Annotated in this window: 25 protein-coding genes; 14 read left to right on the top strand and 11 right to left on the bottom strand. The window is 63.3% G+C overall.

Annotated features, from left to right (window positions below; translation table 11 throughout):
• Positions 1 to 11: 11 nt before the first annotated feature.
• Positions 12 to 221 (bottom strand): RSP_7527 family protein, encoded by a 210-nt coding sequence (locus tag DTX69_RS30940; RefSeq protein WP_407643970.1) that lies wholly within the window; start codon positions 219 to 221, stop codon positions 12 to 14.
• A 79-nt stretch (positions 222 to 300) separates the two neighbouring features.
• Here DTX69_RS30940 and DTX69_RS04285 point away from each other — a divergent pair, with 79 nt between their 5' ends.
• Together DTX69_RS04285 and DTX69_RS29965 are read left to right on the top strand one after the other, a co-directional pair.
• Positions 301 to 1,182, top strand: a complete 882-nt coding sequence (locus DTX69_RS04285; RefSeq protein ID WP_119300266.1) for a LysR family transcriptional regulator — start codon at positions 301 to 303, stop codon at positions 1,180 to 1,182.
• A gap of 56 nt (positions 1,183 to 1,238) precedes the next feature.
• Positions 1,239 to 1,412, top strand: coding sequence for a hypothetical protein (locus DTX69_RS29965; protein ID WP_162916647.1), 174 nt, complete (start codon positions 1,239 to 1,241; stop codon positions 1,410 to 1,412).
• Positions 1,413 to 1,422: 10 nt separating this feature from the next.
• Here DTX69_RS29965 and DTX69_RS04280 read toward each other — a convergent pair whose 3' ends face one another.
• The 8 genes from DTX69_RS04280 to DTX69_RS04245 all read right to left on the bottom strand — a co-directional run bounded on the left by DTX69_RS04280 (position 1,423) and on the right by DTX69_RS04245 (position 8,298).
• On the bottom strand, positions 1,423 to 2,025 hold the full coding sequence (locus DTX69_RS04280; protein WP_119300265.1) for an ABC-type transport auxiliary lipoprotein family protein: 603 nt from the start codon (positions 2,023 to 2,025) through the stop codon (positions 1,423 to 1,425).
• 2 nt (positions 2,026 to 2,027) lie between these two features.
• Positions 2,028 to 3,041, bottom strand: coding sequence for an MlaD family protein (locus tag DTX69_RS04275; RefSeq protein WP_119300264.1), 1,014 nt, complete (start codon positions 3,039 to 3,041; stop codon positions 2,028 to 2,030).
• 32 nt (positions 3,042 to 3,073) lie between these two features.
• Entirely contained in the window at positions 3,074 to 3,922 is an 849-nt protein-coding gene (locus DTX69_RS04270; protein WP_119300263.1) for an ABC transporter ATP-binding protein, read from the bottom strand.
• On the bottom strand, positions 3,922 to 4,719 hold the full coding sequence (locus DTX69_RS04265) for an MlaE family ABC transporter permease (protein ID WP_119300262.1): 798 nt from the start codon (positions 4,717 to 4,719) through the stop codon (positions 3,922 to 3,924). Before DTX69_RS04265 ends, DTX69_RS04270 begins: the two co-directional genes overlap by 1 nt.
• A 9-nt stretch (positions 4,720 to 4,728) precedes the next feature.
• The gene (locus DTX69_RS04260; protein ID WP_119300261.1) at positions 4,729 to 5,067 is read right to left on the bottom strand and encodes an STAS domain-containing protein; all 339 of its coding nucleotides are present in this window, start codon (positions 5,065 to 5,067) and stop codon (positions 4,729 to 4,731) included.
• 3 nt (positions 5,068 to 5,070) lie between these two features.
• Positions 5,071 to 6,792, bottom strand: coding sequence for an ATP-binding SpoIIE family protein phosphatase (locus DTX69_RS04255; RefSeq protein WP_119300260.1), 1,722 nt, complete (start codon positions 6,790 to 6,792; stop codon positions 5,071 to 5,073).
• A 250-nt stretch (positions 6,793 to 7,042) separates the two neighbouring features.
• Positions 7,043 to 7,408, bottom strand: coding sequence for a hypothetical protein (locus tag DTX69_RS04250; protein ID WP_119300259.1), 366 nt, complete (start codon positions 7,406 to 7,408; stop codon positions 7,043 to 7,045).
• Between the two features lie 233 nt (positions 7,409 to 7,641).
• Positions 7,642 to 8,298 (bottom strand): hypothetical protein, encoded by a 657-nt coding sequence (locus DTX69_RS04245; protein WP_119300258.1) that lies wholly within the window; start codon positions 8,296 to 8,298, stop codon positions 7,642 to 7,644.
• Between the two features lie 144 nt (positions 8,299 to 8,442).
• Between DTX69_RS04245 and DTX69_RS04240 the strand changes: the two genes are divergently transcribed.
• From DTX69_RS04240 to DTX69_RS04210, 7 genes are all read left to right on the top strand, one after another.
• Positions 8,443 to 8,703 carry a DUF4212 domain-containing protein gene (locus DTX69_RS04240; protein WP_119300257.1) on the top strand — a complete coding sequence of 87 codons (261 nt, stop codon included), beginning with the start codon at positions 8,443 to 8,445 and terminating at the stop codon, positions 8,701 to 8,703.
• 11 nt (positions 8,704 to 8,714) lie between these two features.
• Positions 8,715 to 10,544, top strand: coding sequence for a sodium:solute symporter family protein (locus tag DTX69_RS04235; RefSeq protein WP_119300256.1), 1,830 nt, complete (start codon positions 8,715 to 8,717; stop codon positions 10,542 to 10,544).
• A gap of 106 nt (positions 10,545 to 10,650) precedes the next feature.
• Positions 10,651 to 11,013, top strand: a complete 363-nt coding sequence (locus DTX69_RS04230) for a hypothetical protein (RefSeq protein WP_119300255.1) — start codon at positions 10,651 to 10,653, stop codon at positions 11,011 to 11,013.
• A 130-nt stretch (positions 11,014 to 11,143) separates the two neighbouring features.
• Positions 11,144 to 13,249, top strand: coding sequence for a DUF294 nucleotidyltransferase-like domain-containing protein (locus tag DTX69_RS04225; protein WP_162916645.1), 2,106 nt, complete (start codon positions 11,144 to 11,146; stop codon positions 13,247 to 13,249).
• A 257-nt stretch (positions 13,250 to 13,506) separates the two neighbouring features.
• The gene (locus tag DTX69_RS04220) at positions 13,507 to 14,049 is read left to right on the top strand and encodes a DUF4240 domain-containing protein (RefSeq protein WP_162916643.1); all 543 of its coding nucleotides are present in this window, start codon (positions 13,507 to 13,509) and stop codon (positions 14,047 to 14,049) included.
• 106 nt (positions 14,050 to 14,155) lie between these two features.
• The gene (gene ettA / locus DTX69_RS04215; protein ID WP_119300252.1) at positions 14,156 to 15,832 is read left to right on the top strand and encodes an energy-dependent translational throttle protein EttA; all 1,677 of its coding nucleotides are present in this window, start codon (positions 14,156 to 14,158) and stop codon (positions 15,830 to 15,832) included.
• Positions 15,833 to 15,953: 121 nt separating this feature from the next.
• Positions 15,954 to 16,166, top strand: coding sequence for a hypothetical protein (locus DTX69_RS04210; RefSeq protein WP_119300251.1), 213 nt, complete (start codon positions 15,954 to 15,956; stop codon positions 16,164 to 16,166).
• A gap of 167 nt (positions 16,167 to 16,333) precedes the next feature.
• Here DTX69_RS04210 and DTX69_RS04205 read toward each other — a convergent pair whose 3' ends face one another.
• Both DTX69_RS04205 and DTX69_RS04200 read right to left on the bottom strand, forming a co-directional pair.
• The gene (locus DTX69_RS04205) at positions 16,334 to 16,594 is read right to left on the bottom strand and encodes a hypothetical protein (RefSeq protein ID WP_119300250.1); all 261 of its coding nucleotides are present in this window, start codon (positions 16,592 to 16,594) and stop codon (positions 16,334 to 16,336) included.
• Positions 16,595 to 16,657: 63 nt separating this feature from the next.
• On the bottom strand, positions 16,658 to 17,572 hold the full coding sequence (locus DTX69_RS04200) for a hydrogen peroxide-inducible genes activator (RefSeq protein ID WP_284735536.1): 915 nt from the start codon (positions 17,570 to 17,572) through the stop codon (positions 16,658 to 16,660).
• A 127-nt stretch (positions 17,573 to 17,699) separates the two neighbouring features.
• Here DTX69_RS04200 and DTX69_RS04195 point away from each other — a divergent pair, with 127 nt between their 5' ends.
• The 5 genes from DTX69_RS04195 (at position 17,700) to DTX69_RS04175 (ending at position 23,556) form a co-directional block, all read left to right on the top strand.
• The gene (locus tag DTX69_RS04195) at positions 17,700 to 18,239 is read left to right on the top strand and encodes a peroxiredoxin (RefSeq protein WP_119300248.1); all 540 of its coding nucleotides are present in this window, start codon (positions 17,700 to 17,702) and stop codon (positions 18,237 to 18,239) included.
• 75 nt (positions 18,240 to 18,314) lie between these two features.
• Positions 18,315 to 18,860 carry a carboxymuconolactone decarboxylase family protein gene (locus DTX69_RS04190; protein ID WP_119300247.1) on the top strand — a complete coding sequence of 182 codons (546 nt, stop codon included), beginning with the start codon at positions 18,315 to 18,317 and terminating at the stop codon, positions 18,858 to 18,860.
• Between the two features lie 187 nt (positions 18,861 to 19,047).
• Positions 19,048 to 20,349 (top strand): 4-aminobutyrate--2-oxoglutarate transaminase, encoded by a 1,302-nt coding sequence (gene gabT, locus DTX69_RS04185; RefSeq protein ID WP_119300246.1) that lies wholly within the window; start codon positions 19,048 to 19,050, stop codon positions 20,347 to 20,349.
• A 474-nt stretch (positions 20,350 to 20,823) separates the two neighbouring features.
• Entirely contained in the window at positions 20,824 to 22,494 is a 1,671-nt protein-coding gene (locus tag DTX69_RS04180; protein ID WP_119300245.1) for an ethylbenzene dehydrogenase-related protein, read from the top strand.
• Positions 22,495 to 23,556: a 2Fe-2S iron-sulfur cluster-binding protein gene (locus tag DTX69_RS04175; RefSeq protein WP_119300244.1), complete on the top strand. Its 1,062-nt coding sequence runs from the start codon at positions 22,495 to 22,497 to the stop codon at positions 23,554 to 23,556.
• Positions 23,557 to 23,568: the final 12 nt, after the last annotated feature.

Below are 23,568 nucleotides of genomic sequence, written 5' to 3'. Positions count from 1 at the left end.
ACCTGACGGACTTAGCGTGCAGCCGCGTGGCGATTTGCGTCGCTGTGGACCTGCGCAGGACCCCTACGCCGGCGCAAGCCGCGTGCGAGCCATGTGCCAAGGCTCGCAAAAAACGCGGCGATGGCGCGCGCACGCTCGGCCTTGGCCCACGCAATATAGGCATCGAGTTGATCGGTGCTTAGCCTAGCTCCGTGTCGCACGAGGGAATGTTCCTGTTCCATGGACAGTCTCCAATGGCTCTCAGGAGACAAGATCGGTTGTGCCCATAGATTACAGAAACGAATTATTGATATGTGATCCATGATTGATCATCATGGCTCGATGGCTCGCATAGACCTCGATTCCGACCTGCTCCGGTGCTTTGTGGCGGTGGCCGAGACGCGCGGCTTCACGGCCGCCGGGACGCTGATCGGCCTCACCCAGTCCGGCATCAGCGTGCGGATCCGCAATCTGGAGGAGAGGCTCGGCCGGCGACTCCTCGACCGCACCAGCCGCTCCGTCACCCTGACCGAGGCAGGCGAACTCTTCCTCGGCTATGCAAGGCGCATGATCGATCTCAACGACGAGGCGGTCGGACGTATCCGGGGCACCTCGGCCGAGGGGCGCCTGCGGCTTGGCATTGCCGACTACGCCATTCCGCGCCTGATGCCCAATGCCCTCGGGCGGTTCGCCCGCTTGCAACCCGGCGTGAAGATGGAACTGCGTACCGGGCTCAGCGCCGATCTGCGGCCGGCCTTCGATCGCGGCGAGTTGGACGTGGCGATCGTCGCACGTGGCCAGATCTTCGATGGCGGCGAACTGCTCTATCGCGACCAGATGATATGGGTGGCTGCGCCGGATTTCGCGCTGCGGCTGGATCGGGCGCTGCCGGTCGCCACCTTGCCGTCCTTCTGCAGTATCCGTCGCGCCTCTCTGACCGCGCTGGATCGCGCCGGCATCGGCTGGGAGATCGTTTACGAGAGCACGTCAACAGCCGGGATGCTTGCCGCCGTTCAGAGCGGACTGGGGATCGCCGCGATCGAGAGCACGTGCCTGGAGCGATCCATGCGGCAACTCGGCGAACAGGATGGCTTGCCCAGCCTGCCTCAATCGGAGATCGCCCTCCACGTGCGGGAAGAACACCTGACGCCGGGTTGCGAGGCGTTCATCGCCTTCATCACCGAGGAACTGGGGACGCCGTAGCTACTGCGGACACTGTTTGTCCGCGAGTAGCGCCAACGTGAGCCTTCTGGGCCGCCATGACGCTCTTCTTTGCCCGGTTTCCGCGGCTGTTCTGGATCCACGCGCGTTGGGTCGACGAAGCGGCCTTCGACGTGCATGCCGACTTGCCGAACACGCTGCGCTTTGTGAAATGCGCGGAGCAGATGATCGATCATCCGTTCGACGCGACCCGGACCCGCGCGCTCGCCTAATCTAGAAACATCAGAACTTCGCCGAGGCAAGATCGCCGGCGAAGGCGGCGAAGATCTCGTCCATGCCGTCGTTCAGCGCCGCCACCGCATCGTCTATGTTCTGCCCTGGGGTGGGCTTCTGGGCGGTGTAGACCTTGCTCAGGACCAGCCGGTCGCTGCTGTTCTCGAGCACCGCGAGCTCAAGCGAGATGACGGCTCCCGTGCTGCTGCCGACCAGCTGCTCCAGCCGCTTGATGGTGCCGCGCACGGCATAGGCGCTTTCGACGCGGAGCTCGCTCGGCACGATGCGATCGGACACATCGGCCTGACGCAGATAGGCGACCAGCTGATCGCGCAGCATCTGCGGTGGAGCCGAGGTCCAATAGGCGTAGTTGCGCTGCTCCAGCTTGCGGCCGCCATCGGCGGTGAAGAGCAGCGGGCGCTCGGACATCACGCCTTCGCCGGCGAACGGAATGATTTCGATGCCGCCGGGAATCTTTTTGGATGCCGGCTGGGCGGGCGCTTCGGCGACCAGGCGGAAATACTGTTCTTTCGGCACCGGCGGCGCGGAGCCGAAGCAGCCGGAAAGGACAGCGAGGATCGGCAGCAGGATGAGCGGTCGGACCTGACGCATGATCACTGCCCCGATGCCGGAGTCAGGCCGCGATCGGCCTCCGGCGAGCCGCCGTTGAGCAGCAGGCCCGGGTTCTGTCGGATCAATCGGCTGAACTCGCTCATGTTGCGGGCCGTCCCGTCGATGTTGCGCGTGATCGAATCGATGTTCTGCGCAACAGAACGCAGGATGTATTCCAGGTTGGCAAGGGATTTGTCGACGTTCTTGCGGTTGCCGCTGATCATCCCATTCACCTGATCGGCGAGCTGCTGGAGCTTCTGGCCCAGCGCCTTCACCTCGGCCGCGGCGACGCTGGCATCCTTCGTCGCCTTCTCCGTGTTCGCCAGGATGCTGCGCACCGATTGCAGGTTCTGATCGTCCAGGAACTTGTCCGCCTGCAGCAAGGTCGCGTTCATCTGGGTGGTGAAGGTCGAGAGGTCGTTGGTGATCTTGGGCGCCTTGTTCTGCACGTCGGCGGCGATGGCCTGCAGGCTGGCGAACAGCTCGTTGAGATTGGCATCGGTGTTGTTGCCGATGCGGCTGATGATGTCGTTCACGTTGGCGATCAGCGGCTTCAGCGATGTCTCGGACAGATCGCCGACCTGTCCCGCCACCTGAGCCATGAGGGAGAAGGCGTCGGCCGGCGGGCCGCTCATGATCTCGCCCCCGACTGCGACCAGCTGCGTCGACTTGCCGCCGAACACTTCCACCGTCTTGGCGGCGAGGAAACTGGAGGCGGAGATGCGCGCCACCGAATCGGAAGGGAACTTCCAATCCTTCTGCACGGATACGATGACCCGGAAGCGGTATTTGCCATCGACCCATTCCGGCTCGATACGTTCGACCTGGCCGATCTTGTAGCCCTCGTAGCGGACGAGCGTCCCGTAGTCGATGTCGGTCACGCTATCCATGACGATCCCGTAGGTGTCACTGGGACCGGTGCGCCCGGAAATCTGCGTCAGCGCCCACAGCAGCGCGACGATCATGGCCGCGACGAACACGCCGACGGTCGTATAATTAATGAAATGACTTCGCATAAGCGACTTTCCCCTCAGCCCCTGATCCCGGCCTAATCTCCAGCCAACCGGCGCAGATATTCCTCAGGATCAACTTCCACATGCTCCGACCTGCGATTGATCAGGTTCTGCACGCGCTCGTTCGAATTGACGCGAATCTGATCCGGTGGCTCGCAGGCCAGGATGTGGCCGCGATCCAGCACGGTGATGCGATCGCCGATCTTGAAGGCGCTCTCGACATCATGGGTGACCACCACCACGGAAATCCCCATCGCTTCGCGTAAACGCAGGATGAGATCGTCGAGCGCCGATGAAACCACCGGATCGAGTCCAGACGAGGGCTCGTCGAGGAACAGGAGCTTCGGATCCATGACGATTGCGCGCGCGATCGAGGCGCGCTTCACCATGCCGCCGGAGAGCTCAGCAGGCATCAGATGTCCGAAGCCCGACATGTTCACGACCTCGAGCTTCAGGCGCGCCATGATGTCCATGGTCTTTTCGTCGAGATGAGCCAACTCGCGCAGCGGCAGCTTCACGTTCTCGGCCACGTTCATGGAGCTGAACAAGGCGCCGAACTGGAAAGCGACGCCGATCTTGCGCCGCAGCTCCAATTTCTCCAGCGCCTTGAGGCTGCCGATGTCCTGGCCCAGCAGCTTGACCTTGTTCGCCACCGGCGGCATCAGGCCCACCAGGTGGCGCAACAGCGTGGTCTTGCCGGAGCCGCTGCCGCCCATGATGACCATGATCTCGCCCTCATGGACCTTCATGGAGACATTGAACAGCACCTGGCGCGCACCGAACGACCAGTCGAGGTGATCCACCTCGATCACGATGGGGCGGCTTGCCAGCTCCTCGACCGTGGGCTTCCAGATGGTCTCCGGCTCGGCGGCTGCGACGGCCATCAGTGCGTACTCAGATAGCCGATGACCATGTCGGACACCACGATCGCCGTGATCGCCTGCACGACCGAGCGGGTGGTGACGCGCCCGACGCCTTCCGCGCCGCCGCTGACGCCGGCGCCATTCATGACGCCGATGAGGCCGATGAGCAGGCCGAAGAACGACGACTTGATAATGCCGTGCCAGACATCGTCCGTCTTCAGGATCTGCAGCGTGTTGTAGATGTAGGAGCCGAGCGAGGTGTCCAGGCTGGCTGAAACGTAGAGGGCCGCCGCGCCGATCGACACGAGGTTGGCCAGCATGGCCAGGCACGGCAGCATGATAACCAGGGCGATCAGCATCGGCGCTACCAGGAAGCGCACGGGGTTGATGCCCATCACCTGCAGCGCATCGACCTCCTGATTGATGGTCATGGTGGCGAGCCGCGCGGCGATGGCGGAGCCGGACCGGCCCGCGATCAGGATGCCCATGATGAGCGGCGAGAACTCGCGCGTCACGGAGAGCGCGATGCCGATATACGCGAAGTTCTGCGCGCCGAACAGACCGAGAGAATAAAGGCTCTGGATCGCCAGCATCAGGCCGATGGTGGCAGACAGGAGAATCGCAATCGGCAAGGCGGCGATGCCGAAGCGCATCATCTCCGCAAAGGTATGGCTGAAGCGTACCGGCTGGCGATAGTACCGGCCGACGAACACCCACATGACCGATTCCGCCAGCAGCGCCGCGCCGAATCCCCATTCGTCAAAGCCCTTGGCCGTGCGCCGGCCGATCGCTTCGAACACTTTCAGGACGGCGGCCATGATCGAACTCTAGCTCTTGGCTGTGGCGAGGGCCGTCGCCAGGTCGGCATGAATGGTGAAGACCTTGTCGAGGCGCGCCAACTCTAGCACGCGGCGCGCGCGCTGGCTGACCGAGACGAGGGCTAGGTCGTTCTTCTGTTTGCGCGCCGCCTGCAGCCCTTCAATCAGGCTGGCGATGCCGGAAGAGTCGATATAGGTCACCTGGCTCAAATCCACCAGGATGTCGCGCTTCTGCTTCATGCTGTCGAGCAGCGCACGGCGGACCTTGGGCGCCTCTTCCATGTCGATTTCGCCGGAGAGGGCGACGACGGTGCGGCCGGATTGCTCGGTGATGCTTGCGACAGCCATGCTCTACCTCTTGCGTTTGATCAATTCCAAGAGGTTGCCCTCTCCATCCGGCAGGGGGATGAAGCTGGCATCGTCCATGACAGCGCGAATGAAATGCGTCCCAAGTCCCCCCGGACGGACATCCTCGAGTTTCCGCGGCTGTATCTTAGCCGGATCGACCGTCGGCGCAAAATCCCGAATCCGCAGCATTAGGCCATCCGGCATACGATGGATCGCCAGCGCGATCTCGCCCCGCCGGTTGCCATAGGCATGGATGATGATGTTCTCGATCGCTTCGCCGGCGGCCAATAGCACGTCTTCCGTTTCGTTTTCGTCAAAGCCACAGGCTTCGGCAGCAGCTCGGATGGCGGGCCGGACCAGCCTCAGCCGCTTGGGGTCGGCAGGAAAGCTGAGGCCGAACAGGAAGTCGCTGGAATCCGGATTGGCGCGCTCGGCCTCGGCGCGCTGCTCGATGGAGCGCGCCGCCATCCCATCGTCGATGGCGAGCAGGGTCAGATCGTCCCGCGAGCGCCAGCCGGCCCGCTGCAGCTCCTCGACCACCGCGTTGAGACGCTGCCCGATCGGCTTGCCCCGGGCCGTATCAATCAGCATGTCCAGGCCTTCGGTCCCGAGCTCCTCGTCGCCGAAGCGGAACTCGGTGACCCCGTCGGTGCACAGGATGAATTGCGCGCCGTTGAGGTCCACTTCCTCGGTCTCGTATTTCGAGCCCGGCAAGATGCCGAGCGGCGGCGAATCAGCCGGCAGCTCGACCGACCGCTGGTTGGGCCGGCGCAGCAGCGGCGGGATGTGGCCGGCATTGGCGAAGCGCAGGTGCCCGGTCGCCGGCTCGTAGAGCCCGGCGACCATGGTCACGAACATGCCGCGGCTGACGGTGTCGCAGATTTCGCGATTGAGGATCGACATCAGGCGCGCCGGATCGCGCACCGTCTTGCCGAGGCAGCGGAACAGGCTCGCCGTCTGCGACATCAGCAGCGAAGCATTGAGTCCCTTGCCCGAAACGTCGCCGATGGCGAACGCGATTGTGCCGTCCGGCAGCTCGAAGTGATCGTAGAAGTCGCCGGACACCTCCTGGATCGGCCGCACCAGTCCGCAGATCGGCGAGGCTTCATCCTCCTCGGCCGGCAGGAGATGGCGTTGGATCTCCGCCGCCAGCTCCACCTCGCGCTGCAGGCGCTCCTGCGCCACCAGGCGGTCGGCCATGCGCGCGTTCGAGATGGCGAGCGCGGAGGAGGCCGCCATGACGCGCAGAAGGTTCTGATCCTCGGCATTGAAGGGCTTGCCGTTCTGCTTGTTGAGCACCTCGACGGCGCCGATCACGGTCTGCCCGACGCTCATCGGCGCGGCGAGGATCGAGCGGGTGACGAAGCCGGTCTTGCGGTCCGCCTCGGCGAAGAAGGCCTGGTCCTGATAGGCCTGCTCCACGATCTGGATCTGATCCTCGGTGACGGCGCGACCGACGATGCCGCTGCCGTTCGGGACCGAGAGGCCCGTGACGTCGACCGGTCCGACCGAGGCGCGGCAGATCAGGTTCGCGCGCGCATCATCCAGCAGGAAGATGGCGCCGGCCTCCACCCGCGACAGCTTCACGATCTGCGCGAGGGCTTCGCGGACGGTGTTGTCGATATCCTGGGTCTGGGCGAAGGAGCGGCTGAGGGCGGCCGCAAACTCCAGGGGATCGGCCAGCCCGTCGTTAACCGGGACCTCTATGGGATTCAGTTCGGCCATGCCGGATCAACTCGCCAGCGCGGCGCGGTGCAAGGGCCCGCTACAGCGAGCCGCCCGCCTGGACGTCTCATAGGAAACTAAGCCGTGCAATCGATCCAACACGAAACAGGCCCCTCCCGATTCCCCGCAGCGGGGAACGCGCCAGCCTCCCCTCGCCGGCGACATTGCAGAAGAATCGCACCTTTGGCAGGGCGGAAGCAAGGCTGGGGCCAGTGTGCGCTGTCACAAAGTGGGCGGACGCTCGCGCCTCTCAACCCACAAGATGGAGGCCCAAGGCGGGTATAGCGAGCCCGCCGGAAGCGGTGAGCGCCAGGCGGCAATGCTCAAGGTAGGTGCGGCGCAGGATTCGGGGAACGATGACCGCCGCCACATCGGGGGGTGGCCGGTGGCCTTCGGCGAGCATCAACCACAGCTCAGTCTTGCGGTGGTCCTGCCGCAGCGCGTGATCGCCTTTCCAGTACAGGATCAGCGCCATCAGGAGGCAGCAGACCGCGCCGGTCCCGAAGGCGACCCCGGGCGCGTATGAAAGGCCGAGCATCAAGGTGGCGATCGCGAGGGCGCCGAAGCCGCAGGCGCGGCGGATGGAAAGGACGGCAAGCGCTTCGAGTTCCTGCACCGGAGGCCTCCACGCGCGACTAACCCAGCGTCGCGAGCGCCGCCGGAGTGGTCATAAGCATCGGACCAATCAGCCAGATCAAGCAAGAGTGCCCCGAGCTTGTTCCAAGAGTTCGCCAACACTCGTTGAGCGCCACTGAGGTGAGGTGCGCCGATGCAGCTCCACTGCATTGCGCTCCGGATCACGCACGCAGGGTTGGTTCGCGCACGTTTCGCCGGGAGCAATCGGGACGGTCACCGAGTGACGTTACCAGCGATTGCATCCCGATCAAGCCGTCGCCGGAAGTCCTCGCGCACGCCGAGCCAGGTGAACTTGATGGAGTTCTCGACAATTTCAGTGTCGTGGCGCTTGAGCTCCGGAGCGATCGGCGCCCATCGGACAAGAGCAAGCGGGCTGCGCGTGAAGTTCTCCGGCATCAGCGCGCCGGCGTTCCAAATCGTATCCGCCAACCGTGCGTCGAACTCCTCTATGGCATCCGAGGCCCAATGCGGGGTGGGAGCGAATTCCACGTTCTCGTCGATCGTGGATCGAAAGCAGTGCCGCGCGACGGCGCCGCGGGTCTCGTCGTCGAATCGGGCGCCAGCCAGCGCCTCGGCCACCGTGTAGATCACGAGGTCCGACAGGCAGGCCGCAAACACGTGCATCTTCGCAATGTTCAGCGATTTCGCGAACGCTTCTTCCTGAAACCCCTTAGAATACTCCATTCCCATGCGGGTCTGGACGTAACCGTAGAGTGTCTTCTGCGAGACAAAGGCGGCTCGAGTCGCCGCAAATTCACACAAGTCAGGGACCGTGCAAATCCTGCCCACATGCCGATCGCTGAGGATGCCGACCTGACTGAATAACCTTCGGGCGCTGGCAAAAACACGGAACATCTGACCAACCATCATGGCGGGGGGCACTACCAAAGTCTAATACGGACGCCCTGTTTTTGGGCACCATTTGCCTTGCACCCGAATCAGGGAAGATGTGAAGTACGAGAAGAAGGGGATGTTGGGCTATTCGCGAGCCCATTCTTGGGAGGAAACATAAACATGGCGGAAGACACAAGAGCAGCGAACGGGTTGCACTGGTCGAAAACGCGGAACTTGACGTACATCATCCTGGCTCTATGGGCGCTCTTTGGGATCATCATCCCTTGGTTCGCCGGAGCCCTTAACTCCATGACCTTCCTGGGTTTTCCCTTGGGATACTATTTCTGTGTCCAGGGATCGCTGATCGCTTTCGTTGTGCTGATCTGGGTCCAGAACTGGCGCCAGGACGCGATCGACGAAGAATTCGGCCACGACGAGTAAGGGGGAAACACATGGCTTCTGACACAACGTCCGGCCGTCGTTCCAGGTTTATCGACAACCTGGGCAAGGTCTACTTCCTGTATACGCTGGGCTTCCTGGCGTTTTTCCTCTTGATGGCAATCCTCGAGAGCCTGGGCGCCAGCGCGCAATTGATCGGCATTGGATTCCTGCTTTTCACGATCGGCATCTACGCGATCATCGGCTGGCTTTCGCGCACGGCCGAAGTCGATGCCTACTACGTCGCCGGGCGTGAAGTGCCCGCCCTCTACAATGGCATGGCCACCGCTGCCGACTGGATGTCCGGGGCCTCATTCGTGGCCTTGGCGGGCGGCGTCTATTTCGGCGGCTACCCCTATCTCGGATACATCATCGGCTGGACTGGCGGCTATGTGCTCGTCAACTCGCTGATGGCGCCCTATCTCAGGAAATTCGGCTGCTACACGGTCCCGGATTTCGTCGGCACGCGCTACGGCGGCAGCGCCGCTCGTTTCATTGCCGTCATCGTCCTGGTGGTGGCGTCGTTCACGTATGTGACCGCGCAAATCAACGCCACCGGAACGATCGCAGCCCAGACTCTCGGCATCAGCTTCGAGATCGGCGTCTGGTTTGGATTGCTGGGCATTTTCATCTGTTCGATGCTGGGCGGCATGCGAGGTGTGACCTGGACGCAGGTCGCGCAGTACATCGTGCTGATCATCGCCTACCTGGTGCCGATTATCTGGATGTCCAACAAGCAGGGCTTCGGCATCATTCCCCACTTCTCCTACGGCGATGGCGTTTTCCGCATCGCCGAACTGCAGGCGCAGTATGGGCTGAATCCCCCCGCCGAGCCCATAGCGGGCTTGTCGGTTCTTACGACGCCGCAGAATGCGCCGGGCGACGCGATGAGCTCATGGAGCATGGTATCTCTGGCGATCTGCATGATGGCGGGCACCGCATCGCTTCCGCACATCTTGATGCGCTACTTCACGACCCCCTCGGTCCGCTCGGCCCGCCGCTCGGTCGGCTGGTCGCTGTTCTTCATCTTCCTGCTGTACTTCTCGGCGCCCGCTCTCGCGACGCTGACGAAGCTGCAACTGCTCGACCCGAATCTGGCGACTTCCATCATCGGCAAGCCGTTTGCGGATGTTGCCAATCTGGAGTGGATCAAGCACTGGTCGTCGGTCGGCATGCTCGCCGTCGCAGACCAGAACAGCGACGGTATCCTGCAATTGAACGAATTCTTCATGCGCCCGGATATCGTCGTGCTAGCCACACCGGAAATCGCCGGTTTGCCGTTCGTCATCTCCGGCCTCGTGGCGGCGGGCGGTCTCGCGGCGGCCATGTCGACCGCGGACGGGCTGCTGCTGGCCATCGCAAACGCGTTGTCGCACGATCTCTACTACAAGATCGTCGATCCGTCGGCCAGCACGCGCAGGCGCCTGATCGTTGCCCGCGTCATTTTGGTGTTCATCGGCGCGGGCGGTGCGGCCGTCGCATCGCTGAAGCTGACGGGCATCCTGGGCGCGGTGGCCTGGGCGTTCGACTTCGCCGCCTCCGGCCTCTTCTTCCCATTGGTTCTCGGCGTGTGGTGGAAACGTGCCAACACTGCCGGCGCCATCGCCGGGATGCTGGGAGGCTTCGGCGCGGGTTCGGTGTACCTCTACCTCGTTTACAACAAGATCATGACCCCATGGCTCGGGATCGACGATATCCGGTTCGGCATCGTCGGCATGGCGGTCAGCCTAGTTGCCATGGTCGTGGTCAGCCTTGCCACCAAGGAACCCTCGAAAGAGATCCAGGACATGGTGGACGAGGTCCGCGTGCCCTCCGGCAAGCCGATCCTGGCCGCCGGGCATTGAACCAAGAAACGGGTTGCGTTCAGGGGTGGAGAAATCCATCCCTGTTCCAATGACAAACAGGGGCGGAGCTTTCCGCCCCTGTTCTTCTTGAAGAGGGCCTCATTTCATGGCTGACGCGCTGGCGATTTTCCCGTGGTGGGTCATCCTGATCGACTATGTCCTTGGGATTGTCATGTGGACTCTGATCGGCCGGACCGCCATGGGCATTTTCCTGCCGGAAACGTCCAGCTTCTTTTTCATGCGTTTCTTCGTCAGGTCGACCGATCCAATCATCCGCATGTTCCGGTGGATCACGCCGGGTTTCCTGATTCCGCAGCTGGTGCCCGCCTTCGTCGCATGGTTCTTCTTCATGGTGCGATTCTACCTGATGCCGTGGCTGCTCGGTTATTCGGTCATGGGCATGCTCTCCTTTCCTCTGGAGAGCGAGGTGGCCGCATTCATCTACAAAGTCTTCACACCGGCGCCCTAGAGTCAGACTTATCGTCGTCCTGTGCCGGTGCTGCTTTGTCTTCTGCCGGATTCTTGTTAGGTTCGAGCCGCAGGTTCGGCTGTCCGGCACTGGTCTTTCGGGCCGCCGAACATCACCCATGTGGCGGCACATGAGGCAGAGATATCCGGTCGCAACAGCGGGCACGCCACTGCGGTCTTTGACCGCTGTCGCTCTCGATACCGAAACCACCTCGCTCGACGTCCGCCGCGGCCGCATTCTTGAAATCGGCGCGGTCGGCGTTGCGAACGGCAAGCTCGTCCCCGAATTTCAATTCTCGTCCCTGATCAATCCCCACGAAGCGATTCCACCCGAGTCGACCGCGATTCACGGAATAACCGACGAGGCAGTGAAAGCGGCAGACAGCTTCGCGGATGTCTACCGGCGCTATCGCGATTTTGCCGGCGCGCACGTCATCCTTGGATATGCCTTGAGCTTCGATTTCGCCATGCTGCATCGCGAGCATGAGCGCGCCGGCCTTACATGGAGCCCGCCGCACTTCCTCGACGTACGTGACCTGGTGCGATTGCTGCAGCCGGACCTGCCAAATGATTCTCTGGAAACAGTCGCAAGTTGGCTCGGCATTGCCGTCGTCGATCGGCATCGTGCCCTGCCGGACGCAAGGCTCGCGGCGGAAGTCTTTCTCGCGCTTCTGCCGCATTTGCGGGACCGGTCCATCCGCTCCATGGCGGAAGCCGCGGGCGCATGCCGGAAACTCGCGGCATCACGTCCCAACGGCGGCGCGGCGCAGTGGCAGGACGCTGCGTCGCCCACGGCTGTCGCTGTTCGCACGGACAGCTACCCGTATCGGAATCGGGCGAAGGACGTGATGTCCACGCCACCGCAATTTGCCATGCCGTCGATGAGCATTCGCGAGGCCCTGGCATTGCTCACGAGCCGCAAGGTGAGTTCTCTCTTCATCGCGCGCGACCATCCCGGGACTTCCCACGGCATCGTGACCGAACGCGATATCCTGCGCGCCATCGATCGCGATGGCGCGGAGGCCTTCGTGAAGCCGGTGCGTGGCATCGCCACGTTTCCCCTCGAATGCGTATCCGAGACCGACTTTCTCTATGTTGCCTTCGGCCGAATGCGCCGCAAAAGGTACCGCCACCTGGGAGTCGTGGGGCCTGAAGGCGACCTGGTCGGCGCGATCACCCAACGTGACCTTCTTCGCATGCAGGCCGACGAGGCGCTCGCCTTCGCGGATGCGTTGGGAGATGCGGCGAGCATCGAGGAACTTGCACTGGTGTGGCGCAAGCTGGCGGGTGCCGTGCGCACGCTAGTCCAGGAGGAGGTCGACGCTCGCGACATTGCCGGGATCATCTCGGGCGAAGTTCGCGGGTTGACGGCCCGCGCTGCGGCAATCGCCGAACGGGAGGTCTCGACTGCATCGCCAAGTCCCCCGGCGCTGCGCTTCGCAGTCATGGTCCTGGGCTCGGGAGGTCGCGGTGAGAGTCTGCTCGCCCTTGACCAGGACAACGCCATCGTCTTCGAAGCGGCCGATCAGCTGGTCGCGGAGGCGTGGCTCCTGAAATTCGGCCAGCGTATGAATGCCGTGCTTGACGAGATCGGCGTTCCCTTCTGCAAGGGAGGCGTGATGGCCGGCAACGCCGCCTGGTGCAAGTCCGCGGGCCAGTGGCGCCAACAGGTATCGCATTGGCTCACCAGGTCCGGGCCGCAAAACATCCTGAATGCCGACATCTTCTTCGATGCGATGCCGGTCTACGGTGAACAGGGGCTCGCCGTCGACCTTCGCGCCGACGCGATCGAAGCCGCCTCCGGATCAACCGCCTTTCTGCATCTCATGTCTCTGAACGCCGCGCAGGCGCAAATGCCGATCAGTTGGCTCGGCCGATTCAAGGTGGACGACGATGGTCGCATGGACCTGAAGCGGCATGGCATCATGCCGATATTCTCGGCGGCGCGCGTGCTGGCGCTCCGCCACGGACTGCCGCATCGTGCAACGGCGAGCAGGCTGGATGCGCTGCGGGGCAGGCCGAATGTTACCGAAGACTGCGTCGACGGCTTGCTCGAAGCCCATCAGATCCTGCTGCGCCAGATCCTGCTGCAGCAGCTTGCGGACATCGAGCAGGGCGTTCCACTCTCCAACCGCGTCGATCCAAGAACGCTCAGCTACTCCGAACGCGTCCGCCTGAAATGGGCGCTGGAGCAGGTGCCACTGGTCAATAACCTGCTAGGCGACCCGGTCGGCTAGGGTGCCAAGCGTCGCAGGCCTGACCGGCGGGTTCAAAACGCCGAAGATCACGGCGGCGATGGCCCACCGGTACCGACTAGGGCAAACTCCCGGCGTCACGGAACCACCGCGGCGCCAGTTTTCATTTGTGTTCGAGCTATGCCACACTCGATGCAGGGCAGGGGATCGTGCAGAGGTTGATGGTTGCAGCGATGCTGCTGCTCATGAGCTGGTCGGGGACCACACCAGCGAATGCGCAAACAGTAGACGAGGACACGATGACGGAAGATCGCTTCTGGTCGCTCATCGATCGAACGATTGCGTTCGAAGCCGATCCAGAACGGCAGCTGTCGGCGTTGCGGCAGGTGCTCGGGGCGCTGACGCCGGCGGAGATCGAAGCGTTCGAACGCGCCTTCCACCGGGAGCAAGCACGTGCGTACAACTGGGACCTTTGGGGAGCGGCCTACGTGCTGCATGGCGGCGCGAGCGATGACGGGTTCGAATATTTTCAGCGCTGGCTGATCTCGAAGGGCCGCGCGACTTTCGAAAAGGTCGTTGCCGACCCCGATTCCCTGGCCGCTATCCTGGCACCGGATCCAGGCGGTGTGTGCGAATTCGAAGAATTTGCCTACGTCGCGGGACAGGTTTGGGCGGAAAAGACCGGCATCGAGCCCCTGACAGACCCGCAAGGTCGGTTCCCCTATACCGGCGCGCTGGCGGCGGCGGAGCCCTCTGGCGAATCGTTCCAGGAGGACCAAGCGTATCTGGCGAAACGCTATCCCAAGCTCTGGGCTCGCTTCGGCGAAACGCCCCTGCAATAGCCTGAATCACGGCGATTGAAGCGGCCGGGCCGCTGGGCTAAAACCCCGCATCCGATTGCGGGCGGGAGACGCCCCCATTCACCGAAATTGCAAAAGCGGAGCGGGCATGGCTGCCTACCAATACATCTATGTCATGAAGGGTTTGACCAAGATCTATCCGGGCGGCCGGAAGGTCCTGGAGAACATCTGGCTGTCGTTCCTGCCCGGCGCGAAGATCGGCGTGCTTGGCCACAACGGCGCTGGCAAGTCGACCCTGTTGAAGATCATGGCCGGCCTGGACAAGGACGTTTCCGGCGAAGCCTGGGCGGCCGAGGGCGCGTCGGTCGGGTTCCTCCAGCAGGAGCCGCACCTCGATCCATCCAAGGACGTGCTGGGCAACATCATGGAAGGCGTCGGCGCGACCGCCGCCTTGCTGAAGGAGTTCGAGGAGGTCTCGAACGCCATGGCCGATCCCGATGCCGATTTCGACGCGCTGCTGGCGCGCCAGGCGGAGCTGCAGGAAAAGATCGATCATGCCGACGCTTGGGACATCCAGCGCAAGGTCGAGATCGCGATGGATGCGCTGCGCTGCCCGCCGGGCGATGCGGACGTGACCAAGCTCTCCGGCGGCGAGCGGCGCCGCGTCGCTCTGTGCCGGCTGCTGCTCTCCAATCCCGACATGCTGCTGCTGGACGAGCCGACCAACCATCTCGATGCGGAATCCGTCGCGTGGCTGGAACGCTTCCTGCACGAATACAAGGGCACGGTGGTCGCGGTCACCCACGATCGCTACTTCCTCGATAACGTCGCCGGCTGGATCCTGGAGCTCGACCGCGGCAAGGGCATTCCCTACGAGGGCAATTACTCCGGCTGGCTGGAGCAGAAGCGCCAACGCCTGGAGCAGGAGGAGAAGCAGGAGACCGCGCGCCAGCGCACGCTGGATCGCGAGCTGGAATGGATCCGGCAAAGCCCGAAGGCGCGGCAAGCCAAGTCCAAGGCGCGCGTCACGGCCTACGAATCACTGCTGGCGAAATCCAACGAGAAGGCGACGGAAACCGCCGCCATCACGATTCCCGCCGGCCCGCGTCTCGGCAACCTCGTGATCGAGGCGCAGCACGTGAGCAAGGGCTTCGGCGAGCGGCTGCTGATGGACGATATGTCCTTCCTGTTGCCGCCCGGCGGGATCGTCGGCGTGATCGGCCCCAACGGCGCAGGCAAGACGACCTTGTTCCGCATGATCATCGGCCAGGAGAAGGCCGATGCCGGCTCCTTCCGCGTGGGGGAGACGGTGAAGCTCGGCTATATCGACCAGTCGCGCGATAGCCTCTCTGCCGACAAGACCGTGTGGCAGGAGATCTCCGACGGGCTCGACGAGGTCGAGCTCGGCAGGACCAAGATGCCGAGCCGCGCCTATGTCGCCGCGTTCAACTTCAAGGGCGCCGACCAGCAGAAGAAGGTCGGGCAGCTCTCCGGCGGCGAGCGCAACCGCGTGCATCTTGCGAAGATGCTGAAGTCCGGCGCCAACGTGCTGCTGCTCGACGAGCCGACCAACGACCTCGATGTCGACACGCTGCGCGCGCTCGAAGAGGCGCTGGAGAACTTCGCCGGCTGCGCCGTCATCATCAGCCATGACCGCTGGTTCCTGGACCGCATCGCGACCCACATCCTCTCTTTCGAGGGCGAGAGCCACGTCGAATGGTTCGAAGGCAACTACCAGGACTACGAGGCGGATCGGAAACGCCGCCTGGGCGCGGAGGCCGATCAGCCGCACCGCATCAAGTACAAGCCCTTGGTCCGTCAGTGAACTTAGATCGGCCGGCCTAACCCGCTGCGGGCTGCCGGCCGATAACCATTTGTTTGCAGTTTTGGTGGTCTAATCAGACTGACGGGCGACTGCAACGCCCACAGCTTGAGCGAGGCCCACCATGAGCGAATATCACGTCGACCAGGAAGACACGGTCCTCGCTTACGTTCGCCTCAAGTCCGGCGAGCGGCCCTTCAACCGCTACGGCGAGGGGGCAGGCTTCGCCCGCCAGGCCGCGAAGGGAAAATCCGCCAAGGGCAAGCCGACCTATGCCGACAACGTGGTGATTGATCTCGCCGCCGAACGCGCCAAGCGCGCCAAACGGGCGAAATAGCCCGTCGCAAGCCCCATCGACTGTGCGGCTCCATCAAGGTCGAGCTGAGCGGAACGACTATTCTGCATCCTCGTCCTCGAGCGGTCTCGCCAACGGACCCACTGCTGCTGCGAGTCGACACCAGCCGGGCTTTGCGCCAGGGCGCAGCACGGCGTGCCGTTCACCTCTCAAGAAGATCGTGACCCGCCGGAGACCTGTGGGGCCTGCCAATCCAAGTCGATGTCATCCGGATCATTGATGGGCTCAAACGGCTCCACACGAGCAAAGCCCGCCGGATTTGCAAAGGGCATCTTCTCCCGCGCGCCGACCTCTTGCCACTCCGGAGTCCGCGGGATATCGACGACGTTATAGAGCCACACGTCCGCTACGATCGTTTCGCCGAGCTTCAGATAAGCGTAGGCGGTCTTGCCGTCGTCGTCGAAGACCACGGCGGCGCTAGCGCGTCGTGTCGATATTCCAGCAGTAGCGTCATCGGCGACGGCGCATGTGCTCTAGGTGGTGGTGATTCCCGCCGAACGTGCGGCCTTGGTCAGGGCGGCGCCGAATTCCTTGAATTCGGCCCCGCGACTCGATGTCGTGCGCCACGCCAGGCCGATCTGACGGCCCGCGCCCGAACGGTCGAAGGGCCGCGCCACCAGCTCGCCCGATTTCGGCACGTGCGTCGGCATTGCCATATCCGGCAGCAGCGTCACGCCGAGACCGCCCGCCACCATCTCCACCAGCGTGTTGAGGCTGGCGCCGGCAAAGCCGCCGCTGTCGGCCTGCGGCAGACGGCACGCCGCCAAGGCATGCTCGCGCAGGCAATGGCCCTCGGCGAGCAGCAGCAGGTTGGACTCTTTCAGATCGGACGTCGTCACGGTCTTTTTCTGGGCCAGCGGATCGTCCTTGCGGGTGACCAGATGGAACCCGTCCTTGAACAAGGCGAGGGTCTCGAGGTCGGCCGCGTGGTAGGGCAGGGCCATCAGCACCAGATCGAGCGTGCCGTCCTCCAGTAGTGCCAGCAGGCGCGCGGTCTGATCCTCCGTCAAATAGAGCTGCAGCTTCGGGTAGGCCTTGCGCAAATGAGGCAGGGTCTTGGGCAGCAGATAGGGCGCGATGGTCGGAATGACGCCGAGGCGCAGGCGCCCGCTCAGTGGCTCCTTGCCTTTGGCCGCTAGCTCGGCCAGCTCCTCCGCTTCGCGCAGCACGCGCCTGGCGCGCTGCGCCACCTCAAGGCCAAGCGCCGTGAACACCACAGTGCGGTTGTTGCGCTCCACCAGCTCGGCATCCAGGGTCGTTTCCAGCTCCTTCAGACCGGCGCTCAGGGTCGATTGCGAGACGAAGCAGGACGCGGCGGCCCGGCCGAAATGGCGGTGCTCCTCCAGCGCCACCAGGTAGCGGAGCTGCTTCAAGCTGGGCAAATGCACGATCGAACTCATCGATTAATATAATAGGATTAATTCATTTTACTGCAAATGCGAAATCCCCCATTTTCCGTCGTGGGAGAGCCGTTCAAGGCCAATCCGCAACGACGTTTATTGGAGAGAGAGCATTATGTTGACTGTTGGAGACAAGTTTCCATCCTTCGATCTGAACGCGGTGGTCGATATCGACCCGGCCAAGGCCTTCGAGCGCATCACCGATCAGAGCAACAAGGGCAAGTGGAAGATCGTGTTCTTCTGGCCGAAGGACTTCACCTTCGTGTGCCCGACCGAGATCGCGTCGTTCGGCAAGCTGAACGGCGACTTCAACGACCGCGACGCCGTGGTCTATGGCGTCTCGATCGACAGCGAGTTCGTGCACTTGGCCTGGCGCCAGAACCACGCGGACCTGAAGGACCTGCCGTTCCCGATGCTGGCCGACATCAAGCGCGAACTGAGCGCGGCGCTTGGCATCCTCGACAAGAACGAGGGTGTCGCGATGCGCGCGACCTACATCGTCGATCCGGACGGCATCATCCGCTTCGCGTCGGTGACCGACCTCAACGTCGGCCGCAATACACAGGAAGTCCTGCGCGTGCTCGACGCCCTGCAGACGGATGAGTTGTGCCCCTGCAACTGGCAGAAGGGCCAGGATGTCCTGAAGGCCGCCTAAGCGCGGTTCATCAATCCCGCCGCGGCTCATTTTGATTCCCGGGGCCGCAGCGGCCCTTTTTGAAAGGTGATTTCCATGTCACTCGAATCCCTGAAGTCCTTGCTGCCGGAGTACGCCAAGGACCTGAAGCTGAACCTGTCGAGCCTCGCCGGCGAGACCACGCTCACCCAGCAGCAGCTGGCCGGCACCTTCATCGTGTCGGCGCTGGCCTCGCGCCAGCCGCAGGTGATCGCGGCGATCAACGATGAGTTCGCCGGCAAGCTGGAGCCTGCGGCGCTCAACGCCGCGAAGGCTGCGGCCGCGATCATGGGCATGAACAACATCTACTACCGCTTCACCCATCTGGCGGGCGGTGACTACAAGAAGATGCCGGCACGCCTGCGCATGAACGTGATGGCCAATCCCGGCGTGGAGAAGGCCGATTTCGAGCTGTGGTCGCTTGCCGTGTCGGCGGTGAATGGCTGCGGCATGTGCATCGAGTCTCATGATCATGAGCTGCGCAAGGCGGGCCTGGGTGCGGAGCAGATCCAGGCCGCGGTGCGCATTGCCGCCGTGGTGCACGCGGTTGCCGCTGTGCTCGACGGCGAAGGCGTCGCAGCGCGTCTGGTGGCGGCCGCATAGCAGTCATCGGCGGTCCGCAAACCTGTTACTAAACTCTTGAATCGGCGTGGGAAACCGGCTGCGGCGCAAGTCGCGGCTGGCCCCACGCCTTCTGCTGTTCAGCGCGACTTCACCTGATATAGTGGCGCCGGTTTCGGCCGGGTGCTCTTCCCGGCCTTTCGTCGTCAGGGACATGAAGGGGTCGAGCATGACCAGCAATGCCAGTCTGCACCAGCGCCGCATGGCCGCGGTGCCCCGCGGCGTGGGCAACGCCTACGCGATCTATGCCGAGCGCGCGTCGAACGCCGAGATCGTGGACGTCGAAGGCCGACGTCTGATCGACTTCGCCGGCGGCATCGCGGTGCTCAACACCGGCCATTGCCATCCGAAGGTGGTGGCGGCGGTGAAGGACCAGCTCGACAAGTTCACGCACACCTGCTTCCAGGTGAACCCGTACGAGCAGTATATCCGTCTGGCCGAGCGGCTGAACGATCTGGTGCCGGGAAACTTCCCGAAGAAGACAATCTTCCTCACGACCGGCGCGGAAGCGGTCGAGAACGCGGTCAAGATCGCGCGCGCCTATACCAAGCGCGCGGCGGTCATCGCCTTCTCCGGCGCGTTCCACGGGCGCACGCTGATGGGCATGGCGCTGACCGGCAAGTACCAACCCTACAAGGTGGGCTTCGGTCCGTTCCCGACCGATGTCTATCATGTGCCGTTCCCCGAGACCGGCGAGAAGGACGGCTGGCAGAAATCGCTGAAGGCGCTGGAGACCCTGTTCAAGGCCGATGTCGGGCCGGAGAACGTGGCCGCCATCATTATCGAGCCGGTGCAGGGCGAGGGCGGCTTCAACATCGTTCCGTTCGAGCTGCTGCGGGCGCTGCGCGAGATCTGCAACAAGCACGGCATTGTCCTGATCGCCGACGAGATCCAGACCGGCTTCGCGCGCACAGGGAAGATGTTTGCGATCGAGCATTCCGGCATCGCGCCCGACCTCATCACCATGGCGAAGAGTCTGGCCGGCGGCTTCCCGCTCTCGGCCGTCACCGGCAAGGCTGAGATCATGGACGCGCCGGCGGCCGGCGGTCTCGGCGGCACCTATGGCGGCTCGCCGGTCGGCTGCGCCGCGGCCAACGCCGTGCTCGACGTGATGGAAGAGGAGAAGCTGGTCGAGCGCGCTAACGTCATCGGCAAGCGCATGATCGAGCGCCTGACAGAAATGAAGAGGCGCAACTCCTTCGGCAACCGCATCGGTGATATCCGCGGCCTCGGCGCCATGGTGGCGTGCGAGCTCGTCACCAAGGATGGCACCCCGGACGCGGACCTGACCAAGCAGGTTGTGAACAAGGCCGGCGAGAACGGCCTGGTGCTGCTCTCCTGCGGCGTCAATGCCAATGTGCTGCGTTTCCTGATGCCGCTCACGGCGCCGGACGCCATCATCGAGGAAGGCTTCGACATTCTCGAGAAGACCATCGGGCAGGTGCTGGAGGCTTCGGCCAAGGCGGCCTGACGCTCGCTGCGTTCGAAGAGATCGAAGGGGCCGCGGGGGTTTCGCGGCCTCTTTTTCGTTTCGGGCGACGGCCGGTTGAAAGCGGCGCAGCGAAGCTGACCGCGACCGCACATATGCAGGCGAGGCGGATTGTCGCATCTCGAACGTCCGATCATCGTGCAGGGGACGATCGCCGCGATGAAACGGCCGCGAAATTGATACCTGCGATTTAAGTCTTTCGGCATATGCGCGGCGCGTTTCATACATAGTCTCGAGCGAGATTCAAAATATCATCGCTGTTCACGGCATCCTCACTTCTTTGTTTCGTACAAATCACACGCCAGCTGTCAGTCTCCGGCCCAAACCAAGAAACCACGCAACACAGGCCGGGGCTCGCGTCCCACATCAGGCGTGTCACGCAAGACATCTGTCGGTTCGTCGACCGATGGAGCGTCCTTGATTTGCCTCGGCCGCAACACAACTGGACTTCGAGTAATGGTCGATGGCGTCGCCACAAAGAACTCTCTTCATCGTCACACGAGCACCCTACGTGCGAGATCGGATGCACCTACTGCCCTGTTGCACGGTGCGCTCATCATCAGCCTGGTCATCAGCCTGCTCACCGGCTTCCAAATTGCGTCGGACGCGATCGATTCCACGTGGGCGCGTGCCCTGGATGCTCTCTGGCTCCAGGGATCGGTGAGCCACTGGCACGTATGGGCAGCATATGCATTGTCGCTGATAGCGGTGGCGTATGTGATGTTTCTCATCCGGGCGCGCTTGCAGGCGCGCATTGCAGTCGACGCGGCGCGGCTGAAAGCAATTGCCAACGCCGACCGGCGTGCGCGATGGCAGGCTGTTAACGTCGTCCTCTACTGGATGGCCTTCGTTCTGATTGGTGTCGCCGCGACCACGGGCACCCTGCTGTATCTCGACTCCGCGTTGCTTGCGCATGACCTGGTCACCACCATTCACCGCGCTGCCGCGTGGGGCATCGTGCTCTATGCGGTCGCCCACATTGCTTTGCAGCTGGTGATGGGAGGAGTTCGCCAACTGCTGAAGATCCTGACGCCGCGGCTGACCTATGTGGCAGCGGGAGGAATCGCCTTGGCGACGGGAGCCGGCGGTGCAGCCGCGCTCGTCGCCCTGGACAGGAGCACTCCTCAGACATTGAAGCTCGTGCGGGTCGAAACGGCGCCTACGATCGATGGCCAGGTAGCGGACGATGCCTGGAAGGCTCTCGAAGCTGTTGAAGTGCATACGGTCCGGGGCATCAACTTCCCCAACGGCGAGGCCGATGTGCGTGTGCGCGCGGTCCACGATGGGCTCTATGCCTACTTTCTGTTCGAATGGCCTGATACCACCCGCAGCCAGAAGCACCTGCCTCTGGTAAAGACGGCCGAGGGTTGGAAGGTCCTGGAACGCCGCTACGGCATTCAGGACGAGAACGACTACTATGAGGACAAGTTCGGCGTCATGCTATCCGGCTCGCCGGAGATCGCCGGCGGTGGCAGTTCGCACCTTGGCAAACAGCCGCTCGCCGGCAAGCCTGGCCCGGCGCATGAACGCGGCCTGCACTTCACGTCGGACAGTTCCATCGTCGACGTTTGGCACTGGAAGAGCGTGCGCACCGGCCCGCTCGGGCAGCTGGATGATAACTATTTCGGCCCAGCAATGGAGCCGGAGGAGGGCAAGCGCTATACCGGCGGGTACACCCAGGATCCAAAGACCGCCGGTGGCTTCATCCAGAACTGGGAAAAGCTCGGGAACGGGCTCGTCCAGCCGCTGCACTTGCCGAAGGAACCGGCGCAGATCGCCGATCTTCAGAAAGGCGATCTCGAACCGGGCGTCAGCGATCTCGGCCGATGGTTCATGAACCTGTCCGACACGGTGCCCTATTCGCAGGAGGCCGATACTTATCCGGTCGGTACCGTGTTGCCGTCGGTGGTCACCGAGAAGCCATTCGAGGGCGATCGTGGCGATGTGCGCGGTATCGGGACATGGCGGGATGGCTGGTGGCATCTCGAGGTGGTCCGCCGCCTCGATACCGGATCGAAGTTCGACAAGGCGATCACGAGTGAAACCTATCTGTGGGTCGTGGCGTTTGATCATGCACAGACGCGGCACACACAGCATCTTCATCCGCTCACGCTGGAGCTGGAGTAGATGTCGATGCACACCATCACCATCGAACAGGTCGGAACTCAACTTCCCGCGCGCAGGGGGACCATCCTCGATGCCGCCTTGGCTGCGGGCGTGCCCTTTCCGCACAGCTGCCGCGTCGGTGAATGCGGCGCCTGCAAGTCGCGTCTGATAGCCGGCGAAGTGCGTTCGGAGCCACCGGCAGATCCCGCGATCCTGACGCCGTCCGAGCGGGCCGAGCGCGTCATACTGCCGTGTCGGAGCTGGCCGAAGAGCGATGTGACCATAGCTTGGCTCGCCGACGTGGAGGTCCCCGCACTTGTGCCTGTCCGCCGCGCGAGCGCCGTGGTCGTCGGACTGGAAGATTCGACCCACGACATACGGCGGCTGTTTCTTGAAGTGAGCGATGGTCCTTTGACGTTTGAAGCCGGGCAGTACTGCCTGCTGCACTTTGGAGATCTGCCGGGCCGCAGCTACAGCATGGCGAATCGGCCCGACGAGCCGGTGCTGGAGTTCCATGTTCGTCGCAGGCCGGAAGGCCTGGCCAGCCGGTACATCGCCGAGCAGTTGCGGCTTGGCGACGCCATCGGCCTTGAAGGACCGTTCGGCACCGCCACCCTCCGGCAAACGCATACCGGCCCGATGATCGTTGCGGCGGGCGGATCCGGCCTTGCTCCCATCCGGTCAATTATACGTACGGCGCTGGCTCGCGGATCAGATCGGATGATCCACTGCTACTTCGGTGTGCGCGACGAGCGGGACGTCTACTGCGAGCCAGAGCTTCGCGCCCTTGCCGCCGCGCATCCGAACTTCCGGCTCGAAATTGTGCTCTCCGAGGCGCGCCGCACCGGCGGAAGACGGAGCGGCCTCGTGCATGAGGCGATCGCCGAAGACTTTTCCCACTTCGATGGCACAAAGCTCTACGTTGCGGGGCCGCCGCCCATGGTCGATGCAGTGACCGCTGTTGCAACGTCGCGCGGTGTTGAGATGCGAGACATCCACGCCGACTCTTTCACTGCGGCGCCTCCACCAGACCGCAATCGCTCACTGTTGGCGCGGATGCGCGGCCTGTTCAAACGCAGATGAAATCAGACGGCA

This window comes from Dongia deserti (genome assembly GCF_003574735.1).
Classification (GTDB): Bacteria; Pseudomonadota; Alphaproteobacteria; order Dongiales; family Dongiaceae; genus Dongia_A; species Dongia_A deserti.
The sequence above is the reverse complement of the archived record's forward strand: the minus strand, read 5'-3'. Positions and strand labels throughout refer to the sequence as shown.

What these genes read in the sequence shown, in the direction of transcription:
- DTX69_RS30940 (WP_407643970.1), bottom strand. Translation starts at nt 221, where the DNA reads ATGGAACAGGAACATTCCCTCGTGCGACACGGAGCTAGGCTAAGCACC.
- DTX69_RS04285 (WP_119300266.1), top strand. Translation starts at nt 301, where the DNA reads ATGATTGATCATCATGGCTCGATGGCTCGCATAGACCTCGATTCCGAC.
- DTX69_RS29965 (WP_162916647.1), top strand. Translation starts at nt 1,239, where the DNA reads ATGACGCTCTTCTTTGCCCGGTTTCCGCGGCTGTTCTGGATCCACGCG.
- DTX69_RS04280 (WP_119300265.1), bottom strand. Translation starts at nt 2,025, where the DNA reads ATGCGTCAGGTCCGACCGCTCATCCTGCTGCCGATCCTCGCTGTCCTT.
- DTX69_RS04275 (WP_119300264.1), bottom strand. Translation starts at nt 3,041, where the DNA reads ATGCGAAGTCATTTCATTAATTATACGACCGTCGGCGTGTTCGTCGCG.
- DTX69_RS04270 (WP_119300263.1), bottom strand. Translation starts at nt 3,922, where the DNA reads ATGGCCGTCGCAGCCGCCGAGCCGGAGACCATCTGGAAGCCCACGGTC.
- DTX69_RS04265 (WP_119300262.1), bottom strand. Translation starts at nt 4,719, where the DNA reads ATGGCCGCCGTCCTGAAAGTGTTCGAAGCGATCGGCCGGCGCACGGCC.
- DTX69_RS04260 (WP_119300261.1), bottom strand. Translation starts at nt 5,067, where the DNA reads ATGGCTGTCGCAAGCATCACCGAGCAATCCGGCCGCACCGTCGTCGCC.
- DTX69_RS04255 (WP_119300260.1), bottom strand. Translation starts at nt 6,792, where the DNA reads ATGGCCGAACTGAATCCCATAGAGGTCCCGGTTAACGACGGGCTGGCC.
- DTX69_RS04245 (WP_119300258.1), bottom strand. Translation starts at nt 8,298, where the DNA reads ATGATGGTTGGTCAGATGTTCCGTGTTTTTGCCAGCGCCCGAAGGTTA.
- DTX69_RS04240 (WP_119300257.1), top strand. Translation starts at nt 8,443, where the DNA reads ATGGCGGAAGACACAAGAGCAGCGAACGGGTTGCACTGGTCGAAAACG.
- DTX69_RS04235 (WP_119300256.1), top strand. Translation starts at nt 8,715, where the DNA reads ATGGCTTCTGACACAACGTCCGGCCGTCGTTCCAGGTTTATCGACAAC.
- DTX69_RS04230 (WP_119300255.1), top strand. Translation starts at nt 10,651, where the DNA reads ATGGCTGACGCGCTGGCGATTTTCCCGTGGTGGGTCATCCTGATCGAC.
- DTX69_RS04225 (WP_162916645.1), top strand. Translation starts at nt 11,144, where the DNA reads ATGAGGCAGAGATATCCGGTCGCAACAGCGGGCACGCCACTGCGGTCT.
- DTX69_RS04220 (WP_162916643.1), top strand. Translation starts at nt 13,507, where the DNA reads ATGACGGAAGATCGCTTCTGGTCGCTCATCGATCGAACGATTGCGTTC.
- ettA (WP_119300252.1), top strand. Translation starts at nt 14,156, where the DNA reads ATGGCTGCCTACCAATACATCTATGTCATGAAGGGTTTGACCAAGATC.
- DTX69_RS04210 (WP_119300251.1), top strand. Translation starts at nt 15,954, where the DNA reads ATGAGCGAATATCACGTCGACCAGGAAGACACGGTCCTCGCTTACGTT.
- DTX69_RS04195 (WP_119300248.1), top strand. Translation starts at nt 17,700, where the DNA reads ATGTTGACTGTTGGAGACAAGTTTCCATCCTTCGATCTGAACGCGGTG.
- DTX69_RS04190 (WP_119300247.1), top strand. Translation starts at nt 18,315, where the DNA reads ATGTCACTCGAATCCCTGAAGTCCTTGCTGCCGGAGTACGCCAAGGAC.
- gabT (WP_119300246.1), top strand. Translation starts at nt 19,048, where the DNA reads ATGACCAGCAATGCCAGTCTGCACCAGCGCCGCATGGCCGCGGTGCCC.
- DTX69_RS04180 (WP_119300245.1), top strand. Translation starts at nt 20,824, where the DNA reads ATGGTCGATGGCGTCGCCACAAAGAACTCTCTTCATCGTCACACGAGC.
- DTX69_RS04175 (WP_119300244.1), top strand. Translation starts at nt 22,495, where the DNA reads ATGTCGATGCACACCATCACCATCGAACAGGTCGGAACTCAACTTCCC.